This is a genomic window from Gaetbulibacter aestuarii (genome assembly GCF_039537665.1).
Classification (GTDB): Bacteria; Bacteroidota; Bacteroidia; order Flavobacteriales; family Flavobacteriaceae; genus Gaetbulibacter_A; species Gaetbulibacter_A aestuarii.
Genome location: NZ_BAABAY010000001.1, coordinates 1,706,980 through 1,726,502 on the forward strand (window position 1 = coordinate 1,706,980; position 19,523 = coordinate 1,726,502).

The following is a 19,523-nucleotide window of genomic DNA, read 5'->3' on the forward strand; positions in this document are numbered from 1 at the left end:
ATTATGGGCGTTCATAATTCAAATTTTTGACTAAAATAACAAAAACCTCGCTAAGAGCTTGTTAATAACTGATAGGAATTTATTTTACATAGAAAAACGCCCCAAAACCTAATGTTCGAGACGTTTTTCAAGAGTTAGTTTAGTTACTTGTGTTTTTAGAAACAATATTTGTTTTCCGAAATCACTTTGTTCGCAATGATATTACGGAGTTCGATGATGTTAGGCATATTCACGTATTTGATATAACGTTTAAGACCCATCAACATCATTTTTTGTTCGTCACCGGTAGAGAAAGAAATAATGGAATGTTTTCCTGCTGTTTCGATCACGTCGATAGCGTGGAATAAATTCAATTTCGCCATAGCAATTTGCTCTTTTGCTGCTTCTTCACCATCTTTTTTAGCCATTTTTTCAGCACGTAGAATGGCTGATTCTGCTAAATAGATCTGAATTAATATATCGGAAGCTGCAAGCATTAACTGTTGTTGTTTTTCAATTTCTTCTCCGTATTTTTTTAAGGCTGCGCCTGAAACCATTAAGAATAGTTTTTTCAGATTTTTAATGATACTTTTTTCTTCTGAAAATAATTCGGAGTAATCCGGTGTTTCAAAAGAAGGGATACCGGTAAGTTCATCTGCAACTGCTTTGGCCGGGGTTAAAAGATCTACGTGTCCTTTCATGGCTTTCTTGATCAACATACCAATACTTAACATACGGTTGATCTCATTAGTACCTTCGTAAATTCGAGCGATACGAGCATCTCTCCAGGCCGATTCAATGGGGGTGTCTTCAGAGAATCCCATGCCACCAAAGATTTGGATACCCTCATCTGTACAATGTTGTGTATGTTCAGAAACGGCTACCTTTAAAATGGAACATTCAATAGCGTATTCTTCCACACCTTTCAACTCCGCTTGTTGTTCAGAATCTTTATCATTGTTTTTCCTGATCTCAATACGATCTTCAATATTTTTAGCAGCACGATAACAAGCGGCTTCGCCAACCCAGCAATTTGTTGCCATCTCAGCTATTTTCTGACGAATGGCACCGAATTTTGCAATAGGCGTATTAAATTGAATACGCTCATTAGCATAATTAACAGCTACAGACGTTGTTCTACGCTGAGCATCCAAACAAGCAGCAGCTAATTTAATACGGCCCACATTTAAGGCATTCATGGCGATCTTAAAGCCGTTTCCACGCTCTGATAGCATATTTTCAACGGGAACAACGGTGTCATTAAAAAATACCTGACGGGTAGAGGAGGCTCTAATACCTAATTTGTGTTCTTCTTCACCCATGGTAATTCCGTTCGGATTTTCAGGATCGTACTCTACAATAAATCCGGTAATATTTTTATCATCTTCAATACGGGCAAAAACGATCATCAGACTACAAAATCCGGCATTAGAGATCCACATTTTTTGTCCGGTGATTTTATAGCTTTTACCATCTTCAGATAAAACGGCTTTTGTTTTCCCTGAGTTGGCATCACTACCTGCGCTGGGTTCTGTTAAGCAATAAGAACCAAACCATTCGCCTGTGGCTAACTTTGGTACGTATTTTTTCTTTTGTTCTTCAGTTCCGTAAAGTGTAATAGGCATCGTTCCGATTCCTGTATGCGCTCCAAAAGCGGTACTGAACGATCCGGTTGCTCCTGAAATATAGTCGCAAACCAACATGGTGTCAACAAAGCCTAAGCCCATACCACCATATGCTTCAGGAACAGCAACACCTAAAAACCCAAGTTCACCTGCTTTTCGCATGCAGCTTTCCGTTAATGCATAATCTTTCTTTTCAAACTGTGGCTTTTTAGGCCAGATCTCGCGATCTACAAATTCTGTAACCGCTTCTTTCATCATGAGCTGATCCTCATTGAAATCCTCAGGGGTGAAAATGTCTTCGCATTTGGTTTCCTTTACCAGGAATTGTCCCCCGCGTAAAATATCTTTCTCTGTTGTTTCCATTGTTTTTTAAGATTTATAGAATCAAGAATCGAGAAGCAAGACTTTTTAATGACTTTCGAATTCCTGATATTACGTTTTGTTTTATTTAATTTATTTTACGAATGAGAACGCTCTCTTCTCTCTTCTCTCTTCTCTATTCTCTATTCTCTATTCTCTACTCTCTATTCTCTACTCTCTGTTCTCTACTCTCAATTCAAAAACTCAAAAATTCCGCAAGCACCCTGACCTGTGCCAACACACATCGTTACTGCGCCATGTTTTCCTTTCATATCGCGTTTACGCATTTCGTCAAATAACTGCACGGAAAGTTTTGCTCCCGTGCAACCAAGAGGATGACCCAGGGCAATAGCACCACCATTAACGTTTACGATATCCGAATTCAGATCCAACTCACGAATTACAGCCACAGATTGAGATGCAAAGGCTTCATTAAGTTCAATAAGCTCTAAATCCTTTTGTTTTAATCCCGCCAGATCTAAGGCTTTTGGAATAGCCTTTACCGGGCCAATACCCATGATTCTAGGTTCTACACCTACGGCGGCATAAGATACCAGGCGGGCAATAGGTTCAAGATTTAATTCTTTTACCATGGCTTCACTCATTACCATTACGAAAGCAGCACCATCACTGGTTTGAGATGAATTACCGGCAGTAACACTACCTCCTGCCGCAAATACAGGTCTTAATTTCGCAAGTGCTTCCAAACTGGTTCCGGCTCTTGGGCCTTCGTCTTTAGTTACGGTATATGTTTTGGTTGCTTTTTTACCATTTTCATCAACATAGATTTGTTCAACTTCAATCGGAACGATCTGATCTTGAAAACGATTTTCAGCTTGCGCTTTTAAAGCTTTCATATGTGAATTATAAGCAAATTCATCCTGAGCTTCTCGCGATACTTTGAATTGCTTTGCAACTGCTTCTGCCGTATTTCCCATACCCCAGTAATAATCTTCATGACCTGCTTTTACAGTATCATAATTAAGTTCTGGTTTAAAACCGGTCATAGGCACTGAACTCATACTTTCTGCACCACCCGCAATGATACAATCGGCCATTCCTGACTGGATTTTTGCTGTGGCAATTCCGATAGTTTCAATACCCGATGAGCAAAACCGATTTACGGTAACTCCGGGTACATCAATGCTGTTCAATCCTATTAAGGAAATGAAGCGTGCCATGTTCAAACCCTGAGAGCCCTCCGGCATTGCATTACCCACAATAACATCATCAATGCGTTTTACATCAAGATTGGGTAATTCCTTCATCATATACTGTATGGTTTCGGCACCGAGTTCATCTGCTCTTTTGAAGCGAAAAACACCCTTAGAGGCTTTGCCAACTGCGGTTCTATATGCTTTTACTATATATGCTTGTCTCATTTTTATGTGTATTGAGTATTGAGTTATGATTATTGAGATCTATAATTTTTTTTGAAATGATTCATTAATTTTTTTGAATTTCAATACATAAATCAATAACTATTTCTATTTTTTAATTTTTAGTCTAACATCTCTGTTCTAGTTTCGTAAAGGTTTTCCTGTTTTAAGCATGTGCTGAATGCGTTCTAATGTTTTTCGCTCTGTGCACAGACTTAAAAAGGCCTCGCGTTCCAAATCCAACAAGTACTGTTCTGTAACTTCGGTTGGCTCGGAAAGGTCGCCACCGGCCATTACATAAGCTAGTTTATTGGCTATCTTTTGGTCGTGTTCACTGATGTAGTGACTCGCTTCCATAGCGTCGGTTCCTACCAGAAACATGCCCAGAGCTTGTTTACCGAGTACTTTTACATCTTTTCGTTTTACAGGTTGCGTATAACCGGCATCTGCCAGTAATCTGGCATGAGCCTTGGCCGTTGCAATTTGGCGGTGTTTATTTACAACAACAATATCTTTTCCTTTTTGAAGTACACCAAGATCGTAAGCCTCGTAAGCAGAGGTCGATACTTTGGCCATACCAATGGTCAAGAAATACTCTTGTAAAGTATTTAATTCTACGTCGCCTTTACGGAAAGTATCGGACGCTCGTAGTGCCATTTCTTTAGAGCCACCACCACCCGGGATGACACCTACACCAAACTCTACAAGTCCCATATAAGTTTCCGCGGCAGCGACCACTTTGTCCGCGTGCATGGATAATTCACAAGCACCACCTAATGACATACCATGAGGTGCAGAAACCGTAGGAATGGCAGAGTAGCGCATACGCATCATGGTATCCTGGAAGTATTTTATAGCACCGTTAAGTTCTTCATATTCCTGCTCTACAGCCATCATAAATATCATTCCGATATTGGCACCAACAGAGAAGTTTGCACCCTGGTTTCCTATAACCAAACCATCAAAGTCTTTTTCAGCGAGATCCACCGCTTTATTTAAACCGGCTAAAACATCGCCACCTATGGTGTTCATTTTAGATTGGAACTCACAGTTTAAGATGCCATCGCCCAGATCTTCAATAACAACACCTGGATTTTTAAATACCTCTTTTGATTTTCTGATATTATCTAAAATGATGAAAGCATCCTGACCAGGTACTTTTTCGTGTTTTTTAGAGGGAATATCATAAGCGTAAGTAGCGCCTTCTTTTACCGTATAGAATGATGAAACGCCAGATCCTAACATATCCTGAACCCAAGAGGCAGGTTCAAGACCTTCCGCTTTTATTAACTCCAAACCTTTTTCAACACCAACGGCATCCCAAATTTGGAACGGACCGTGCTCCCATCCGAAGCCGGCTTTCATGGCATCGTCAATTTTATATAGATCGTCCGTAATTTCAGGAATGCGATGCGAAACGTAAGCGAATAGTGCTCCGAACGTTTTTCTGTAGAAATCACCGGCTTTATCTTTTCCGTCGATAAGAATCTTGAACCGGTTAATTACTTTATCTATTTCTTTGGTTTTTTCTAAGGTGTCAAATTTGGCCCGCTTATTCTTACGGTATTCCATAGTGTTCAGATCCAGTGACCATATTTCTTTATTACCTGAATCATCGACAACCTTTTTATAAAAACCCTGGCCGGATTTACTACCGAGCCATTTATTTTCCATCATGGTATTTATGAAATCAGGAAGTTTGAAGAGTTCAATACGCTCATCATCTTTGCAGTTTTCAGCTATACCATTGGCCACGTGAACCAGTGTATCTAATCCTACAACATCAACCGTTCTGAAGGTTGCCGATTTTGGTCGGCCAATAACCGGACCTGTTAATTTATCAACTTCTTCAATAGTGAGATCCATGGCTTTAACCGCGTGGAATAAACTCATAATACTGAAAATACCAATTCTGTTTCCGATAAAAGCAGGAGTGTCTTTTGCTACTACCGCTGTTTTTCCTAGGAATTGTTCCCCGTATCCATTGAGGAAATCAAGTATTTCCTGGCTCGTTTTCGGTCCTGGAATAATTTCGAATAAATTCAGATAACGGGCAGGGTTGAAGAAATGTGTTCCACAGAAATGCTTTTGGAAATCTTCACTTCGGCCTTCAGACATAAAATGGATAGGAATACCCGAAGTATTACTCGTTATCAAGGTACCTGGCCTGCGATATTTATCAAGTTTTTCGAAAACCTGTTTTTTGATATCTAAACGCTCCACAACAACCTCAATAATCCAATCAGCTTCAGCTACTTTTTTGATATCATCCTCCATATTACCTGTGGTAATTCTATCGGCAAATTTTTGGTGATAGATTGGTGAGGGTTTCGATTTTAAAGCGTGTTTTAGTGAATCGTTTACTAAGCGATTTCGTACCACCTTATTTTCTAAAGTTAAACCTGCTTTTTTTTCAGCGTCATTGAGTTCTCTGGGAACAATGTCAAGTAATAATACTTCAACACCGATATTTGCAAAGTGACAGGCTATGCCACTTCCCATGATCCCGGAACCGATAACGGCTACTTTTTTAATGCGTCTTTTGCTCATTTTATAAACTACTTATCGTTTGGAGTGAATATTTTTTTATTTGTTACCATATAAGTTATGAGATCGGCCACCTCATAAAAATGATTAAGTTTTTCAGCCGAAATATTGTTCTTTATGGTTTCATTGAATTTAAGCACCCGATCTTTTGAATAAGCTCTTTTTTCCCGTCCAAATTCGGTTAGCGTGATGATCACCCCGCGACCATCTTCAGGATTAGGATGGCGTTTTATCAAGCCCCGTGTTTCCATAGTTTTTAAAATTCTGGAAAGGCTGGTTGCCTCCATACCCATTTTGGGTCCTAAAGCTGTGGAAGGTGTTCCTTTTTCCGGATCAATACTTAATAAAGTAAATCCGGTAGCCATTGTGCTATCAAATTTAGAAGCTTCTTCATTATACATTTTCTGAACCGTCAACCAGGTGGTTCTCAACATATAATCTATTGTGCGTTCTTTCATATTTCAAATTTGGTTCCATCAAATATATGAAAATTTATTATGCGTGCATAATAAATTTTCATAAAATAAGAATAAAATCATAAAAAAAGCCACGCCAAAAAAGCGTGACTTTTAAAAAGGTTGTTAGTTAGGTTTATTAAGATTCTAATTTTCCAAGCATAGTTCCAATAACTGCTCCTACTATAGCGATGATGATAATAGTAATTACAACATCAAGCGCAGCGGTTTGATAGGAATTTGAAGGATCCATCAAATTAAAGAAATTGAATTGTAATCCCATAAATAAACCAATAATGGCACCAGCTTTAAATCCGGTTCCACCGGTACTTATTTGCGCCCATTTACTGAAAATGTAGGCTATGAACAAGGAGCCTGTTAAGCAGCCCAAAAATATCATAACCATAGGGGTTGCACCGGAATCAGGTTGATCAAATGTATCGACAAAGATCATCCCATAAAAAAGCCATCCTAAAAGAAAATTTACAATGGCACCTACAATTCCTGAAAGTACTAAGTTTTTTGTTTTCATTTTTTTAGTTGTTAGTTTGTTGCTATTAAAAGTATTAAAAAAATAGGAATCGTTTAATATTTTAACTAAAAAATAAGTAATTTAAAAAAATAAACCCGTTAAAATACGAATATATAAATGTAAGAGGATAAATTATAACTACTAAGAAGACCTATTAACGGTATATTTTCTCGATAAGATCTTTATATTTCTCTTTAATAATGCGTCGCCGCATTTTCATAGTAGGGGTAAGGTGCCCGGCCTCAATAGACCAGACATCCGGAGTGATTTCAAACTTTTTGATCTGTTCCCATTTTCCAAACTTGGCGTTGGCGGTATCAATTTCCTCTTGAATGCGATCTAATAGAGTTTTATTATTAATGATATCTGCATCAGACTTGTATTCTATGTTATGACGTTTGGCCCATTCTTTCACAAAGTCATAATTAAGTTGAATAAGAGCAGCGGGCATTTTTTCGCCCTCACCAATAACCATGATCTGTTCAATGAAACGGGATTGTTTGAACTCGTTCTCTATAAGTGCTGGAGCAACATATTTTCCGCCGGAGGTTTTAAACATTTCTTTTTTACGATCGGTAATTTTCAGAAAACCATCTTTATCGATTTCTCCAATATCACCGGTATGGAAATAGTCTCCGGTCATGACTTCCGCCGTTTTTTCCGGATCTTTATAATAGCCCATCATCACATTAGGGCCTTTACATAATATTTCTCCGTCTTCAGCGATTTTTACTTCAACATGGTCAATCACTTTACCAACTGTTCCAACTCGGAAACCACCATTGCGCATGTCGTTAACAGAAATAACCGGGGAAGTTTCCGTAAGTCCGTAACCTTCCATAATTGGCATTTCAGCCGCAGCAAATATGCGTGTTAATCGCGGTTGTAAAGCAGCACTTCCTGAAACCATGAGGTCTAACTTACCACCTAATCCGGCTTTCCATTTACTAAAAATGAGTTTTCGTGCTATTTTTAGTTGGAGTTCATACCAACTTCCATTTTGGCCGTATGGTTCGTATTTCAATCCAAGATCCACCGCCCAGAAAAATAGTGCCTTTTTGATACCGCTTAAAGCTGCACCCTTGGAAATAATCTTTTCATAAACTTTTTCATAAAGTCGCGGCACAGCCGTCATGACTGTGGGTTGTACCTCCAAAATGTTAGTGCTCATTTTATCAATAGATTCAGCAAAATGAATTTCAACACCACAGTATTGGTATAAATAAAGAATCATGCGCTCGAACACATGGCAAACCGGTAAGAAACTTAAAGCTTTTGACCTTCCTTTTTCGAACGGCACGCGTTTTTCACTATCAATAACATTGGATACCAAATTATTATGAGAAAGCATCACGCCTTTAGGTCTTCCAGTTGTTCCCGAAGTATAAATAAGTGTAGCGAGATCTTCAGGTTTTACAGCGTCTTTTAAAGTTTCAACTTCAGCTTGTGATGATACATCTTCACCTAATTTTAAAACCGCTTCCCAATGATCTTCACCCTTTATATGGTCAAACGTATAAACGTTTTTAAGTTTGGTATTTGATTTTACTTCATTCACTTTTTCTAATACCTCCTCATCTGATACAAAACAGTAAATGGATTCGGAGTGGTTCAGAATATATTCGTAATCTTCGGAAGAGATCGTTGGGTAAATGGGTACATTTTGTGCTCCCAATTGAAGCACGCCAATATCCAGAATATTCCACTCGGTTCTGTTTGTAGAGGAAATGACTGCAATTTTATCATTCGGCTTAACACCTAATTTTAAAAGTCCGCGACTGATAGCATTGGCTCTATCAATATACTCAGAAGAAGAAATGGAAGTCCATTTCCCGTCGTATTTTGTTGTTAGGGATTTTTCTAAATTATAAGTCTCTTTTTGGTAATAGGGAAAGTCAAAGATCCGCTTAATTTCCATCATTTCTTTTTCAAACAAATTGTACGTTGCAAAGTATGAAATTAAATAAGATTTTCAAATAAGCCTGATAAAAAGTGGTAAAAATGAAAATAAAGGGTTCTTTTTTGAGAATAAAAGAAAAAGTTCGAACTATTTAAATTTTTCGGAATATGACTTAAGTCATAATCTGAGCCGTATTAAGTCCCTAATTTTATGCATGTAATTATTTAAACATCAAAATTATGGACATTATAGAAGACGTAAAAGCTCGGGTTTACAATTTTGGGAATAAAACCGCCGATGGCAATAGTCAAATGAAGAATTTGCTGGGCGGTAAAGGAGCCAATTTAGCAGAAATGAGTGCTCTGGGTATTCCTGTACCTCCGGGATTTACAATTACTACGGAAGTGTGTACTGCCTATAACGAGCTTGGGAAGGAAGCGGTTATAGACATGATAAAATCAGACGTTGAGGCGTCAATTCGAACCATTGAAAAAACCATGGGAGCGGAATTTGGAAGTAAAGAGAATCCTTTGTTGGTTTCCGTACGATCCGGAGCGCGCGTTTCTATGCCGGGAATGATGGATACAGTTTTAAATCTTGGTTTGAACGATGAGGTTGTACTGGGTCTTGCTGAAAGAACAGGAAATCCAAAATTTGCCTGGGATTCCTACCGTCGTTTTATTCAAATGTATGGAGGAGTAGTTTTGGGAATGAAACCGGAATCGAAGGACGATATTGATCCGTTCGAAGAAATCATGGAGCATTTAAAAGAAAAAAGAGGTATTACCTTAGATACGGAATTCAGTATTCAGGATCTAAAAGATCTGGTTTACGACTTTAAAGATGCCGTTAAAAAACGAACCGGTCACGATTTTCCAACCAATCCCTGGGATCAACTTTGGGGCGCCGTAATTGCTGTTTTCAATAGCTGGAATGGTGATCGCGCGGTATATTATCGTACCATGCATGGTTATCCCGCTGATTGGGGAACCGCTGTAAACGTACAAGCCATGGTTTATGGTAATATGGGCGATAATTCTGCTACCGGCGTTTGCTTTACCCGTGATGCCGGAACCGGAGAGAACGTATTTAATGGTGAGTACTTGATCAACGCTCAAGGAGAAGATGTTGTTGCCGGCGTAAGAACGCCACAACAAATTACCAAATTAGGATCGGAACGTTGGGCTGAATTAGCGAAAGTTGATGAAGAAGAACGCGCTCAAACCTATCCTTCTTTGGAAGAAGTTATGCCGGAACTGTACAAAGAACTTGACGGTATTCAGAAAAAACTTGAAACCCATTATCGCGATATGCAGGATATGGAATTTACGATTCAAGATGGTAAATTATGGATATTGCAAACTCGTAATGGTAAACGTACCGGGGCGGCTATGGTTAAAATTGCTATCGATCAGTTGCACGAAGGATTGATTAGTGATAAGGAAGCTTTATTGCGAATTGAACCAAATAAACTAGACGAATTATTACATCCGGTTTTCGATCCTAAAGCTTTGAAACAAGCCCATGTAATTGCACAAGGATTACCTGCATCACCGGGTGCTGCAACCGGTAAAATTGTGTTCTTTGCTGATGAAGCCGATAAATTCAAAAACAGTATCCTGGTGCGTATTGAAACCTCTCCTGAAGACCTTGAAGGTATGCATGTTGCTAAAGGCATCTTGACTGCTCGTGGTGGAATGACCTCTCACGCAGCCGTTGTAGCCCGAGGTATGGGTAAATGTTGTATTTCAGGTGCCGGAGCACTTAAAATAAATTATAAAGCACGAACCCTTTCTGTAGATGGTCATGAATATCATGAAGGTGATTGGATTTCATTAAATGGTTCTACAGGTAATATCATTGAAGGCAAAGTGGCTACCAAAGAACCTGAATTAAGTGGCGAGTTTGCTAAACTGATGAAGCTTTCAGACAAATTCCGCGACATGCAGGTAAGAACCAATGCCGATACACCAAATGATGCTGCAATTGCACGTAGCTTTGGTGCTGAGGGTATTGGATTGACACGTACAGAACACATGTTCTTTGAAGTGGATCGTATCAAGGCCATGCGTGAAATGATACTTGCGGATACTGTTAAAGGTAGAAAAGAAGCCTTGAATGAATTATTACCCATGCAGCGTTCAGACTTTGAGGGTATTTTTGAAGCCATGGAGGGTCTGCCGGTAACGATTCGTTTATTGGATCCACCATTACATGAGTTTGTACCTCATACTTTAGTGGCTCAAAAAGAGCTTGCGGATGATATGCATATTTCCGTTGAAGCTGTGAAGAATAAGGTATCGGAATTGTCTGAATTCAATCCCATGTTAGGCCATCGTGGCTGTCGTTTAGGAAATACCTATCCGGAAATCACCGAAATGCAAACGCGTGCGATTATTGAAGCAGCACTTAATTTAAAAGCAAAAGGTGTAATCAGTAAACCGGAAATTATGGTGCCTTTAGTAGGAACGGTAGCAGAATTTGAAGCTCAGGAAAAAGTCATCCGCGCTACTGCCGAGAAAGTGTTTGAAGAACGTCAGGACAATATCGAATTTACAGTGGGTACCATGATTGAAGTGCCTCGTGCAACTTTGATGGCGGATCTGATTGCTGAGAAAGCAGATTTCTTTTCCTTCGGAACCAACGACCTGACCCAAATGACCTTTGGTTATTCTCGTGATGATGCCGGTAAATTTTTACCAATATATATTGAAAAAGGCATTCTGAAAGCCGATCCATTCGAAGTGTTAGATCAGGAAGGCGTAGGGCAATTAGTAAAATTAGGCACAGAACGCGGAAGAAGTTCCAAACCTAAACTTAAAGTTGGGGTTTGTGGCGAGCATGGTGGCGAACCAAGTTCCGTAGAGTTTTTCTACAACAGCGGTTTAGACTATGTAAGTTGTTCTCCTTACCGTGTCCCTATAGCACGATTAGTAGCGGCCCAGGCTGCCATAAAAGCCAAGTATTAATAATTTTATTTTAAATGTAAATCCCTGAAGACTAAAAGATCTTCAGGGATTTTTTTATAAAACTTTTGAGAAATTAATGATTTTCTATCCAGAGTCTGGCGTTAATAAAAGCTTCCAGCCAGGGAGATACAGCGTCGTTTCTGCCATCCGGATAATAAGCCCAGTTCCAGGGGAAAGTAGAGCGCTCAATATGCGGCATGGTTACTAAATGTCTTCCGGTTTTATCACAAAGCATGGCCGTGTTGTAATCAGAGCCATTTGGGTTATGCGGATAGCCATTATAACTGTATTTTGCAACAATATGATATTGGTCTTCAGCATGTGGTAAATGGAACTTCCCCTCGCCATGGGAAATCCAAACCCCTAAAGTACTTCCGGCAAGTGTTGAAAGCATGATGGAATTATTCTCCTGTACTTTTACAGAAGTAAAGGCACTTTCGTGTTTTTTAGAATCGTTGTGAACCATTTTACCGTGAATTTCATGGTCCGGATTAATTTCTTCCAGTTCCATAAACAACTGGCATCCATTACAAATTCCAACAGAAAGAGTGTCCTCGCGATCAAAGAATTGTTTTATGGCCTTGTTTGCTTTTTCGTTGTATTTGATGGCACCTGCCCAACCTTTTGCAGACCCAAGTACATCTGAGTTGCTAAAACCTCCAACAGCGCCTAAGAATTGAATATCTTCAAGCGTTTCACGTCCGGAGATCAGATCGGTCATGTGAACGTCTTTCACATCAAATCCGGCTAAATACATGGCATTGGCCATTTCGCGCTCGGAGTTTGAACCTTTTTCCCTTAAAATTGCTGCTTTTGGTCGCTTACCTTCAAATGTCTTGAATTGGCCTGTGAATTGTTTCGGGAATTCGTAATTCAAAGGTTGTGATTTGTAATTTCGGTATCGTACTTCAGCTAGATTATTAGCTGTTTGTTTTTTATCCAGTAAGAAAGACGTTTTGTACCAAACATCACGTAATTCTGAAACGGAAAGATTTAATTCTTCACTACCGTTTTTGATATGCAATGTGTCTGAAGAAGTTACCTCACCAATATTATGATACGTAATCCCGGCATCCTTCATCGTTTTTTCCACGCTAGTGTCTTTCGATTGAAAAACAATACCGGCATTTTCCGCAAATAGTAATTTAAAACTATCGGATTCATTTAATCCACTTAAATCCAGGTTAGCTCCCAAATCATTATCGGCAAAACACAGTTCCAAAAGCGTCGTAATTAAACCACCTGAAGCCACATCATGTCCGGCCAGGATTTGACCATTTCGAATCAATCCTTGCACTGTGTTGAACACTGTTTTTACAAAATCAACATTGGAAACAGAAGGCGCTTCAGCACCGATCTTATTCAAGACTTGCGCAAAAGAACTGCCGCCTAGTTTAAAATTGTCTTGAGAAATATTGATGTAATAGACAGGTCCGCCCTCTTTTTTGAAAACAGGTTCAACCACTTTTGTAATCGCATCACAATGTGCGGCTGCTGAAATAATAACTGTTCCCGGAGCAATCACTTCTTCATTCGGGTATTTCTGTTTCATCGAAAGGGAATCCTTCCCGGTTGGAACATTAATACCTAAGCCAATGGCAAATTCAGAAACCGCTTCAACAGCTTCATAAAGTCGGGCATCTTCGCCTTCATTTTTACAAGGCCACATCCAGTTGGCAGATAAAGAAACCGATTTCAAACCATCTTTTAAAGGGGCCCAAACAATGTTCGTTAACGCTTCAGTAATACTGTTGCGGCTTCCGGCAACAGGATCGATGAGTCCGGAAACAGGGGAGTGCCCGATCGTTGTGGCAATACCTTCTTTGCCTTTATAATCCAAAGCCATCACGCCCACATTGTTCAATGGTAATTGCAGCGGTCCGGCACATTGCTGTTTGGCTACTTTTCCACCAACGCAGCGATCTACTTTATTCGTTAACCAGTCTTTACAGGCTACAGCCTCAAGTTGTAATACCTGTTGTAAATAGCTCATGAAATCCTTCGGATCAAAGCTCACATCGGCATATTTCCGATTTAAGGAAATATCAGTCATGATGGTTTTTGGCGAGCTGCCAAACATATCACTCAAAGCCAGATCCATAGGCTTATCACCTTTGGTCTTGGATTCAAAAGTAAAGCGATGATCACCCGTAACTTCACCCACTGTATACATCGGGGAGCGTTCACGCTCTGCAATGGTATTTAAAGTCTTAATATGTTTTTCTGAGATCACAAGACCCATGCGTTCTTGCGACTCGTTTCCTATAATTTCTTTATCCGAAAGTGTTGGATCACCCACCGGTAATTTATCCAGATCGATATGACCTCCGGTGTTTTCTACCAGCTCTGACAGACAGTTGAGGTGTCCACCGGCACCGTGATCATGTATCGAAACAATAAAATTCTCATCACTTTCTACCATGCCTCTAACGGCGTTTGCGGCACGTTTTTGCATTTCCGGATTCGAACGCTGTACGGCATTCAACTCAATACCTGAGGCAAATTCACCGGTGTCTGCGGAAGATACCGCAGCACCACCCATACCTATTCGGTAGTTCTCTCCACCCAGGATAACGATCTTATCACCCGGTTTAGGTTCGCCTTTTATAGCCTGGCTTGTTTTTCCGTAACCAATACCACCGGCCTGCATGATCACTTTATCGAATCCTAGTTTACGTGCGTCTTCTTCATGTTCAAAGGTCAACACCGATCCGCAGATCAGGGGCTGACCGAATTTATTACCAAAATCCGATGCACCGTTTGAAGCTTTGATCAAAATATCCATTGGTGTTTGGTACAACCAGGGGCGCTCGGCCATAGCCTGTTCCCACGAGCGATTTTCTTCCAAACGCGAATAGGAGGTCATGTAAACCGCCGTTCCCGCCATAGGAATTGAACCTTTACCACCAGCCAATCGATCACGAATTTCACCTCCCGATCCAGTCGCGGCACCATTAAATGGCTCTACCGTCGTTGGGAAATTATGCGTTTCCGCTTTTAATGAGATCACCGAATCAAAATCCTGCGTTCTGTAAAAATCAGGAACATCAGCACGTTTTGGCGCAAATTGTTCCACCACAGGCCCTTCAATAAAGGCAACGTTATCTTTATAAGCCGAAACAATCCCATTCGGGTTTTGCTTAGACGTTTCTTTAATTAATTTAAAAAGCGAGGTCGGTTTTTCAACACCATCGATCACAAATGTACCGTTAAAGATCTTATGGCGACAGTGCTCACTATTCACCTGTGAAAATCCAAACACTTCCGAATCCGTTAATGGTCTACCAATTTTTTTCGAAACACCTTCCAGATAATCAACCTCTTCATCACTCAGTGACAAACCTTCCTGCACATTATATGCAGCAATATCGGCAATCTCAAGAATGGGTTCGGGCTCCAAATTTATGGTAAATGAATCCTGATTCAAGCCACTAACTTTCTCCGAGATCATCGGATCATAATCCTTAAAATCCGGGCTAACTGCAGTGAATTCCTCAATTCTCAAGATCCCGTCAAGCCCCATATTTTGGGTAATTTCTACGGCATTCGTGCTCCAGGGCGTTATCATGGCCTTACGTGGTCCAACAAAAAAAGCATCCAAAGATGCTTGCTCAATTTTAGGTTGGTTGCCAAAAAGCCACGTCAATTTCGCGATACTTTCCGGTGTTAAATCTTTCGTGGTTTGCACCGCAAAAACGGTTCCGGTAACACTTCCAAAGAAATGAATCATGAGGTCGAAGTTTGATTTCAAATTAAAGTGCAAATTTACACTTTTTTACCCATTTCACCCTACTTTTTTATGCAAACAGGCGCCTGTTATTAACAGTATTTTCAACAGTCTGTTTTTGGGCATTCCGGCCACGCCTCGGGGCGTGGCCGTCGGGCTTTCCGCGCTACACGGTAGCTTGCTACAATCCCTAATGCGGGCAAAAGTAAACCTCAAAATCTTCAGAAATAACGCGATAAAATACCTCGCACACCTGATCGATACGCGGCGCCAAATAAATTCAAATGCACCAATAAATAATACAATTGATACAAATCGATGCGTTCCGAATAGGTTTCTGGCTTCGGAATCATCTCATGATAAGCATTGTAAAATCCTGAACCGAAGCCACCAAATAATTTACTCATCGCAATATCTACAAGACCATCACTATAATAAACCGCAGGATCTATCAAATATGGTGTTCCGGTTTCCGATATCAAATAATTTCCGCTCCACAGATCGCCGTGTACTAAGCTCGGTTTTACATTTTTAAAAATCTCATTTAATACGCTTTCAATACGTTCAGGATCCGGACAATCAGAGTCCTTAAGCAGCCCTTTTTCTTTAGCTAAATGAAGTTGCGGTAATAATCTTTCACGCGCATAGAACCCGGGCCACGATTTATGTTGTGTATTGCTTTGAGGAAGTTTACCGATCTTATTATCATGGTCCAAACCGAACATGGTGGTTGTGTTCAGGTGCAAATGGGCAAGTTGGGTTCCCAAAGCTTCATGGTCTTTTTGATCAGGCGATTTTGAAGGAATAAATTCCAGAATCAAAAATGAGGTATTATCAAACGTATCAAGTCCTAAAACTTCCGGTGTTCTGATGCTTTTTGTTTCACCGATCAGCTTTAATCCTTTGGCTTCCGCTTCAAACATTTTTATAGCTTCTTGCCCACTGTGGCATTTTAAAAAGTAAACTTCACGAGAAGTTTCTAATTTGTAAGCATCAGAAATATCACCACCATGTACAGAGGCAACATGAACTATAGTTTCGTTAAGAAGGTCGGAGAGATATGCCTTGAATTTTTCGGTCATACCTAAAAATAAAACAAATTTTTAAAAAATTAAGTTCATGAGTTTCGAAAGAAAACCCCAGTATTTATTCATAACAAGGTAACAAACAAAATAATCAAATAACGCTATTTGGTTCGTTCCATCAAAGCCATGTAGAACCCATCGTATCCAGACTCGTGCGCGAATATTTTTTGATCTTTAATGAATTTAAAATCTTGTCCGGTTTCAGATTTTAAAAATTTAGCTACCTGATTTTGGTTTTCAGAAGGTAAGATCGAGCACGTTGCATAAACCAACTTTCCGCCGGGCTTTACCATACTGGAATACTGCTGCAAAACGTCCTCTTGTGTCCCACGGATCTTATCTATAAATTCGGGTTCCAGTTTCCATTTAGCATCCGGATTTCGGCGTAACACACCCAAACCGGAACACGGCGCATCGATCAACACACGATCGGCTTTTTTGTATAATTTTTTAATAGGTTTTGTAGAGTCGATCACACGCATATCAAAATTATGCACGCCATTGCGTCGTGCACGAACTTTCAACTTTTTCAACTTACTTTCGTAAATATCCATGGCAATGATCTGTCCCTTATTATCCATTAAAGAGGCCATATGCAAGGTTTTACCGCCCGCTCCGGCACAGGTATCCACCACTTTCATACCGGGCTTCACATCCAGAAAATCGGCCACTAACTGAGATGATGCATCCTGAACTTCAAACAAGCCATCCTTAAAAGCTTTGGTAACAAAAACATTAGCGCGTTCTTTCAATTTTAATGCTGAATCGTACCCTTTGATGAATTCAGTTTCTATACCGTCATCGAACAACAGGTTTTGAAGTTTTTCTTTCGTGGTCTTAAGCGTATTTACACGTAAAATAACATCGGCCTGTTCATTTTGTTTCGCAATTTCCTTAGTCCACAGTTCTTCACCTAATTCCTGCAAACCTAACTGGTCCATCCAATCCGGGATAGACTCACGATACTTTCGGATCTTGGATAATTCATCAAAACGCCCTTTGATCTTGCGGGTTGGGGTATTCTGAAAATACTTCCAATCCGGTAATTTGATACCCTTTAAAGTAGCCCAAACAGCAAACATCCGCCAAAGATTATCGCGATCAAAAGGTTCTTTAACGTCAGCAATCTCGGCATACAATCGTTTCCAACGCACAATATCATAAGTGGTTTCAGCAACAAAACTGCGGTCGCGTGATCCCCAGCGTTTATCGCGCTTCAATAGAGACTGTATAACCTTATCGGCATATTGCCCTTCATTAAAAATTAACAGAAGGCCATCAATAACGGCATAGCATAAATTTCGGTGTAATCGCATCGTTTTTTAATAAGGGTGCAAAGGTACAGTTTTCCTTGTAATTATTTGATTATTTGGTCGTATTCCAATTTTATTTCATTTAAAAATCAAAGTTTCATTAAAACTTGGTTTCGAGTTAACGAAGCTTTTCTATTTTTATAAAAATTTTTTTCATGAAACATGTTGTTTATGCCCTTCTTATTTTAGTGTTTGTGTCGTGCAAGCAAACTTCTGAATCTAAAGCCATTCATTTTAATCAAGTTACCGTTGAGCCTATATTACAGGATTCAACATTGAGCATTCGGGCTATCGATATTTTGGACGACGGAAACCTGGCCTTTGCGGCTAATAATGGGGTTTTCGGATTGTATGATGTCAAGAAAAAACGTTGGCAAACCGCGTTTCAAAACTACGATACCTTGCGACCACAATTTCGGGCGATCGCACATACAAAAACCGATTTTTTTATGTTATCTGTAGATTCGCCTGCCCTGTTATACAAAACCGGAGCATTTGGTAGCATGACATTGGTGTATCGGGAGAAAGGCGAAGGGGTGTTTTATGATGCTATGGCGTTTTGGAACGACCAGGAAGGCATTGCTATCGGGGATAGTGTTGATGGTTGTATCTCGATAATTTTAACCCGGGATGGGGGCAACAACTGGAGTAAACCGCATTGTGACAATCTTCCTCAAGGATTGCCGGATGAAGGTGCTTTCGCCGCAAGTAATACCAACATCGCTATTATTGGTGATGAAACCTGGGTGGCTACCAACACCGGGCGCATTTATTATTCACCCGATAAGGGCCATTCCTGGCAGGTTCGTGATACCCCAATTGTAAAAGAGAAACCTACGGAAGGTATTTACTCAGTGGCATTTTATGATGCCCAAAATGGTTTTGCTATTGGAGGTGATTATACAAATCCTGATGGGAAGGCTAAGAATAAAATACGAACTGAAGATGGTGGAAAAACCTGGAATATTGTGGCCCCAAACTTAAACCCCGGATATCGTAGCTGTGTGCAATACATTCCGGATAGCGAAGCGCTAGGTTTGGTGGCTGTTGGATTTAAAGGTATTGATCTTAGTAGTGATGCAGGAGATACCTGGAAGCACTTATCGGATAAAGGGTTTTATACCATTCGTTTTATAAACGACCACGAAGCGTTTGCAGCAGGGCAGGGCGGAATTTCAAAATTAACCTTTAAAAAGTAACGTTTTTTTATTGCCGCTGTTGGCGTCGTTTTCGGAATTGTTCAAAAAGTTTTCGATTAAAATCTTCTTCAGCGACTTTAAGCAGGAGAATTTTTTGAGGTGAAATAACCTTTTTCAGGTTTTTAATTAAGCTAACCTCTTGGTCATGCAATTTATTTTCAGCGATAACCAAACTGTCTAATAAGTTTTTAGCTTCACTATCGCTCAGGGTTTCTACGTTCTGTTTGATATTTCGTCGGAGTCCGCGTAATTCTTCAAATTTAATTTTAACCATTTGATCATCGTAGGCATTGTAGATAGGCCAAAATTCCTGAGCTTCTTTTGGGGTTAAATTTAAACGTTCTGTAATAAAAGCCACTTTCAACGAACGGATTTGATCACGATTGGGTTGAGCTATAGCACCCAAACTTAAAACGAGTAATCCAATGGCGAGTATGTAGGTTTTCATTTTCA

Annotated in this window: 12 protein-coding genes; 2 read left to right on the top strand and 10 right to left on the bottom strand. The window is 39.9% G+C overall.

The annotated features are described in order from the left end of the window. Positions 1-155: 155 nt before the first annotated feature. The 6 genes from ABD682_RS07730 to ABD682_RS07755 form a co-directional block, all read right to left on the bottom strand. A complete protein-coding gene (locus ABD682_RS07730; RefSeq protein ID WP_344740543.1) occupies positions 156-1,967 on the bottom strand; it encodes an acyl-CoA dehydrogenase family protein in 1,812 nt (603 codons plus the stop codon). Positions 1,968-2,155: 188 nt separating this feature from the next. Continuing rightward, positions 2,156-3,346 carry an acetyl-CoA C-acyltransferase gene (locus tag ABD682_RS07735; protein ID WP_344740544.1) on the bottom strand — a complete coding sequence of 397 codons (1,191 nt, stop codon included), beginning with the start codon at positions 3,344-3,346 and terminating at the stop codon, positions 2,156-2,158. 138 nt (positions 3,347-3,484) lie between these two features. Beyond that, positions 3,485-5,893: a 3-hydroxyacyl-CoA dehydrogenase/enoyl-CoA hydratase family protein gene (locus ABD682_RS07740; RefSeq protein WP_344740545.1), complete on the bottom strand. Its 2,409-nt coding sequence runs from the start codon at positions 5,891-5,893 to the stop codon at positions 3,485-3,487. An 8-nt stretch (positions 5,894-5,901) separates the two neighbouring features. Then, positions 5,902-6,348, bottom strand: coding sequence for a MarR family winged helix-turn-helix transcriptional regulator (locus tag ABD682_RS07745; protein WP_344740546.1), 447 nt, complete (start codon positions 6,346-6,348; stop codon positions 5,902-5,904). Positions 6,349-6,484: 136 nt separating this feature from the next. Continuing rightward, positions 6,485-6,877: a hypothetical protein gene (locus tag ABD682_RS07750; RefSeq protein ID WP_344740547.1), complete on the bottom strand. Its 393-nt coding sequence runs from the start codon at positions 6,875-6,877 to the stop codon at positions 6,485-6,487. A 154-nt stretch (positions 6,878-7,031) separates the two neighbouring features. Next, complete coding sequence (locus tag ABD682_RS07755; RefSeq protein ID WP_344740548.1) at positions 7,032-8,798, bottom strand: AMP-dependent synthetase/ligase; 1,767 nt, start codon at positions 8,796-8,798, stop codon at positions 7,032-7,034. Between the two features lie 218 nt (positions 8,799-9,016). On the opposite strand from ABD682_RS07755, the gene ppdK reads away from it, so the two are divergent. Then, positions 9,017-11,746 (top strand): pyruvate, phosphate dikinase, encoded by a 2,730-nt coding sequence (gene ppdK / locus ABD682_RS07760; protein WP_344740549.1) that lies wholly within the window; start codon positions 9,017-9,019, stop codon positions 11,744-11,746. A 73-nt stretch (positions 11,747-11,819) separates the two neighbouring features. Here ppdK and purL read toward each other — a convergent pair whose 3' ends face one another. The 3 genes from purL to ABD682_RS07775 form a co-directional block, all read right to left on the bottom strand. Continuing rightward, positions 11,820-15,476 carry a phosphoribosylformylglycinamidine synthase gene (gene purL / locus ABD682_RS07765; protein ID WP_344740550.1) on the bottom strand — a complete coding sequence of 1,219 codons (3,657 nt, stop codon included), beginning with the start codon at positions 15,474-15,476 and terminating at the stop codon, positions 11,820-11,822. A gap of 218 nt (positions 15,477-15,694) precedes the next feature. Next, complete coding sequence (locus ABD682_RS07770) at positions 15,695-16,555, bottom strand: fructosamine kinase family protein (RefSeq protein ID WP_344740551.1); 861 nt, start codon at positions 16,553-16,555, stop codon at positions 15,695-15,697. A gap of 104 nt (positions 16,556-16,659) precedes the next feature. Further along, positions 16,660-17,874: an RsmB/NOP family class I SAM-dependent RNA methyltransferase gene (locus ABD682_RS07775; protein WP_344740552.1), complete on the bottom strand. Its 1,215-nt coding sequence runs from the start codon at positions 17,872-17,874 to the stop codon at positions 16,660-16,662. A 152-nt stretch (positions 17,875-18,026) separates the two neighbouring features. Between ABD682_RS07775 and ABD682_RS07780 the strand changes: the two genes are divergently transcribed. Beyond that, the gene (locus tag ABD682_RS07780) at positions 18,027-19,070 is read left to right on the top strand and encodes a WD40/YVTN/BNR-like repeat-containing protein (protein ID WP_344740554.1); all 1,044 of its coding nucleotides are present in this window, start codon (positions 18,027-18,029) and stop codon (positions 19,068-19,070) included. Between the two features lie 7 nt (positions 19,071-19,077). Here the strand turns inward: ABD682_RS07780 and ABD682_RS07785 are convergent, their stop codons facing one another. Continuing rightward, positions 19,078-19,518, bottom strand: coding sequence for a sensor of ECF-type sigma factor (locus tag ABD682_RS07785; RefSeq protein ID WP_344740555.1), 441 nt, complete (start codon positions 19,516-19,518; stop codon positions 19,078-19,080). Positions 19,519-19,523: the final 5 nt, after the last annotated feature.

Excerpts from the sequence above, each read along its gene's own strand:
- ABD682_RS07730 (WP_344740543.1), bottom strand. The coding sequence starts at position 1,967 with ATGGAAACAACAGAGAAAGATATTTTACGCGGGGGACAATTCCTGGTA.
- ABD682_RS07735 (WP_344740544.1), bottom strand. The coding sequence starts at position 3,346 with ATGAGACAAGCATATATAGTAAAAGCATATAGAACCGCAGTTGGCAAA.
- ABD682_RS07740 (WP_344740545.1), bottom strand. The coding sequence starts at position 5,893 with ATGAGCAAAAGACGCATTAAAAAAGTAGCCGTTATCGGTTCCGGGATC.
- ABD682_RS07745 (WP_344740546.1), bottom strand. The coding sequence starts at position 6,348 with ATGAAAGAACGCACAATAGATTATATGTTGAGAACCACCTGGTTGACG.
- ABD682_RS07750 (WP_344740547.1), bottom strand. The coding sequence starts at position 6,877 with ATGAAAACAAAAAACTTAGTACTTTCAGGAATTGTAGGTGCCATTGTA.
- ABD682_RS07755 (WP_344740548.1), bottom strand. The coding sequence starts at position 8,798 with ATGATGGAAATTAAGCGGATCTTTGACTTTCCCTATTACCAAAAAGAG.
- ppdK (WP_344740549.1), top strand. The coding sequence starts at position 9,017 with ATGGACATTATAGAAGACGTAAAAGCTCGGGTTTACAATTTTGGGAAT.
- purL (WP_344740550.1), bottom strand. The coding sequence starts at position 15,476 with ATGATTCATTTCTTTGGAAGTGTTACCGGAACCGTTTTTGCGGTGCAA.
- ABD682_RS07770 (WP_344740551.1), bottom strand. The coding sequence starts at position 16,555 with ATGACCGAAAAATTCAAGGCATATCTCTCCGACCTTCTTAACGAAACT.
- ABD682_RS07775 (WP_344740552.1), bottom strand. The coding sequence starts at position 17,874 with ATGCGATTACACCGAAATTTATGCTATGCCGTTATTGATGGCCTTCTG.
- ABD682_RS07780 (WP_344740554.1), top strand. The coding sequence starts at position 18,027 with ATGAAACATGTTGTTTATGCCCTTCTTATTTTAGTGTTTGTGTCGTGC.
- ABD682_RS07785 (WP_344740555.1), bottom strand. The coding sequence starts at position 19,518 with ATGAAAACCTACATACTCGCCATTGGATTACTCGTTTTAAGTTTGGGT.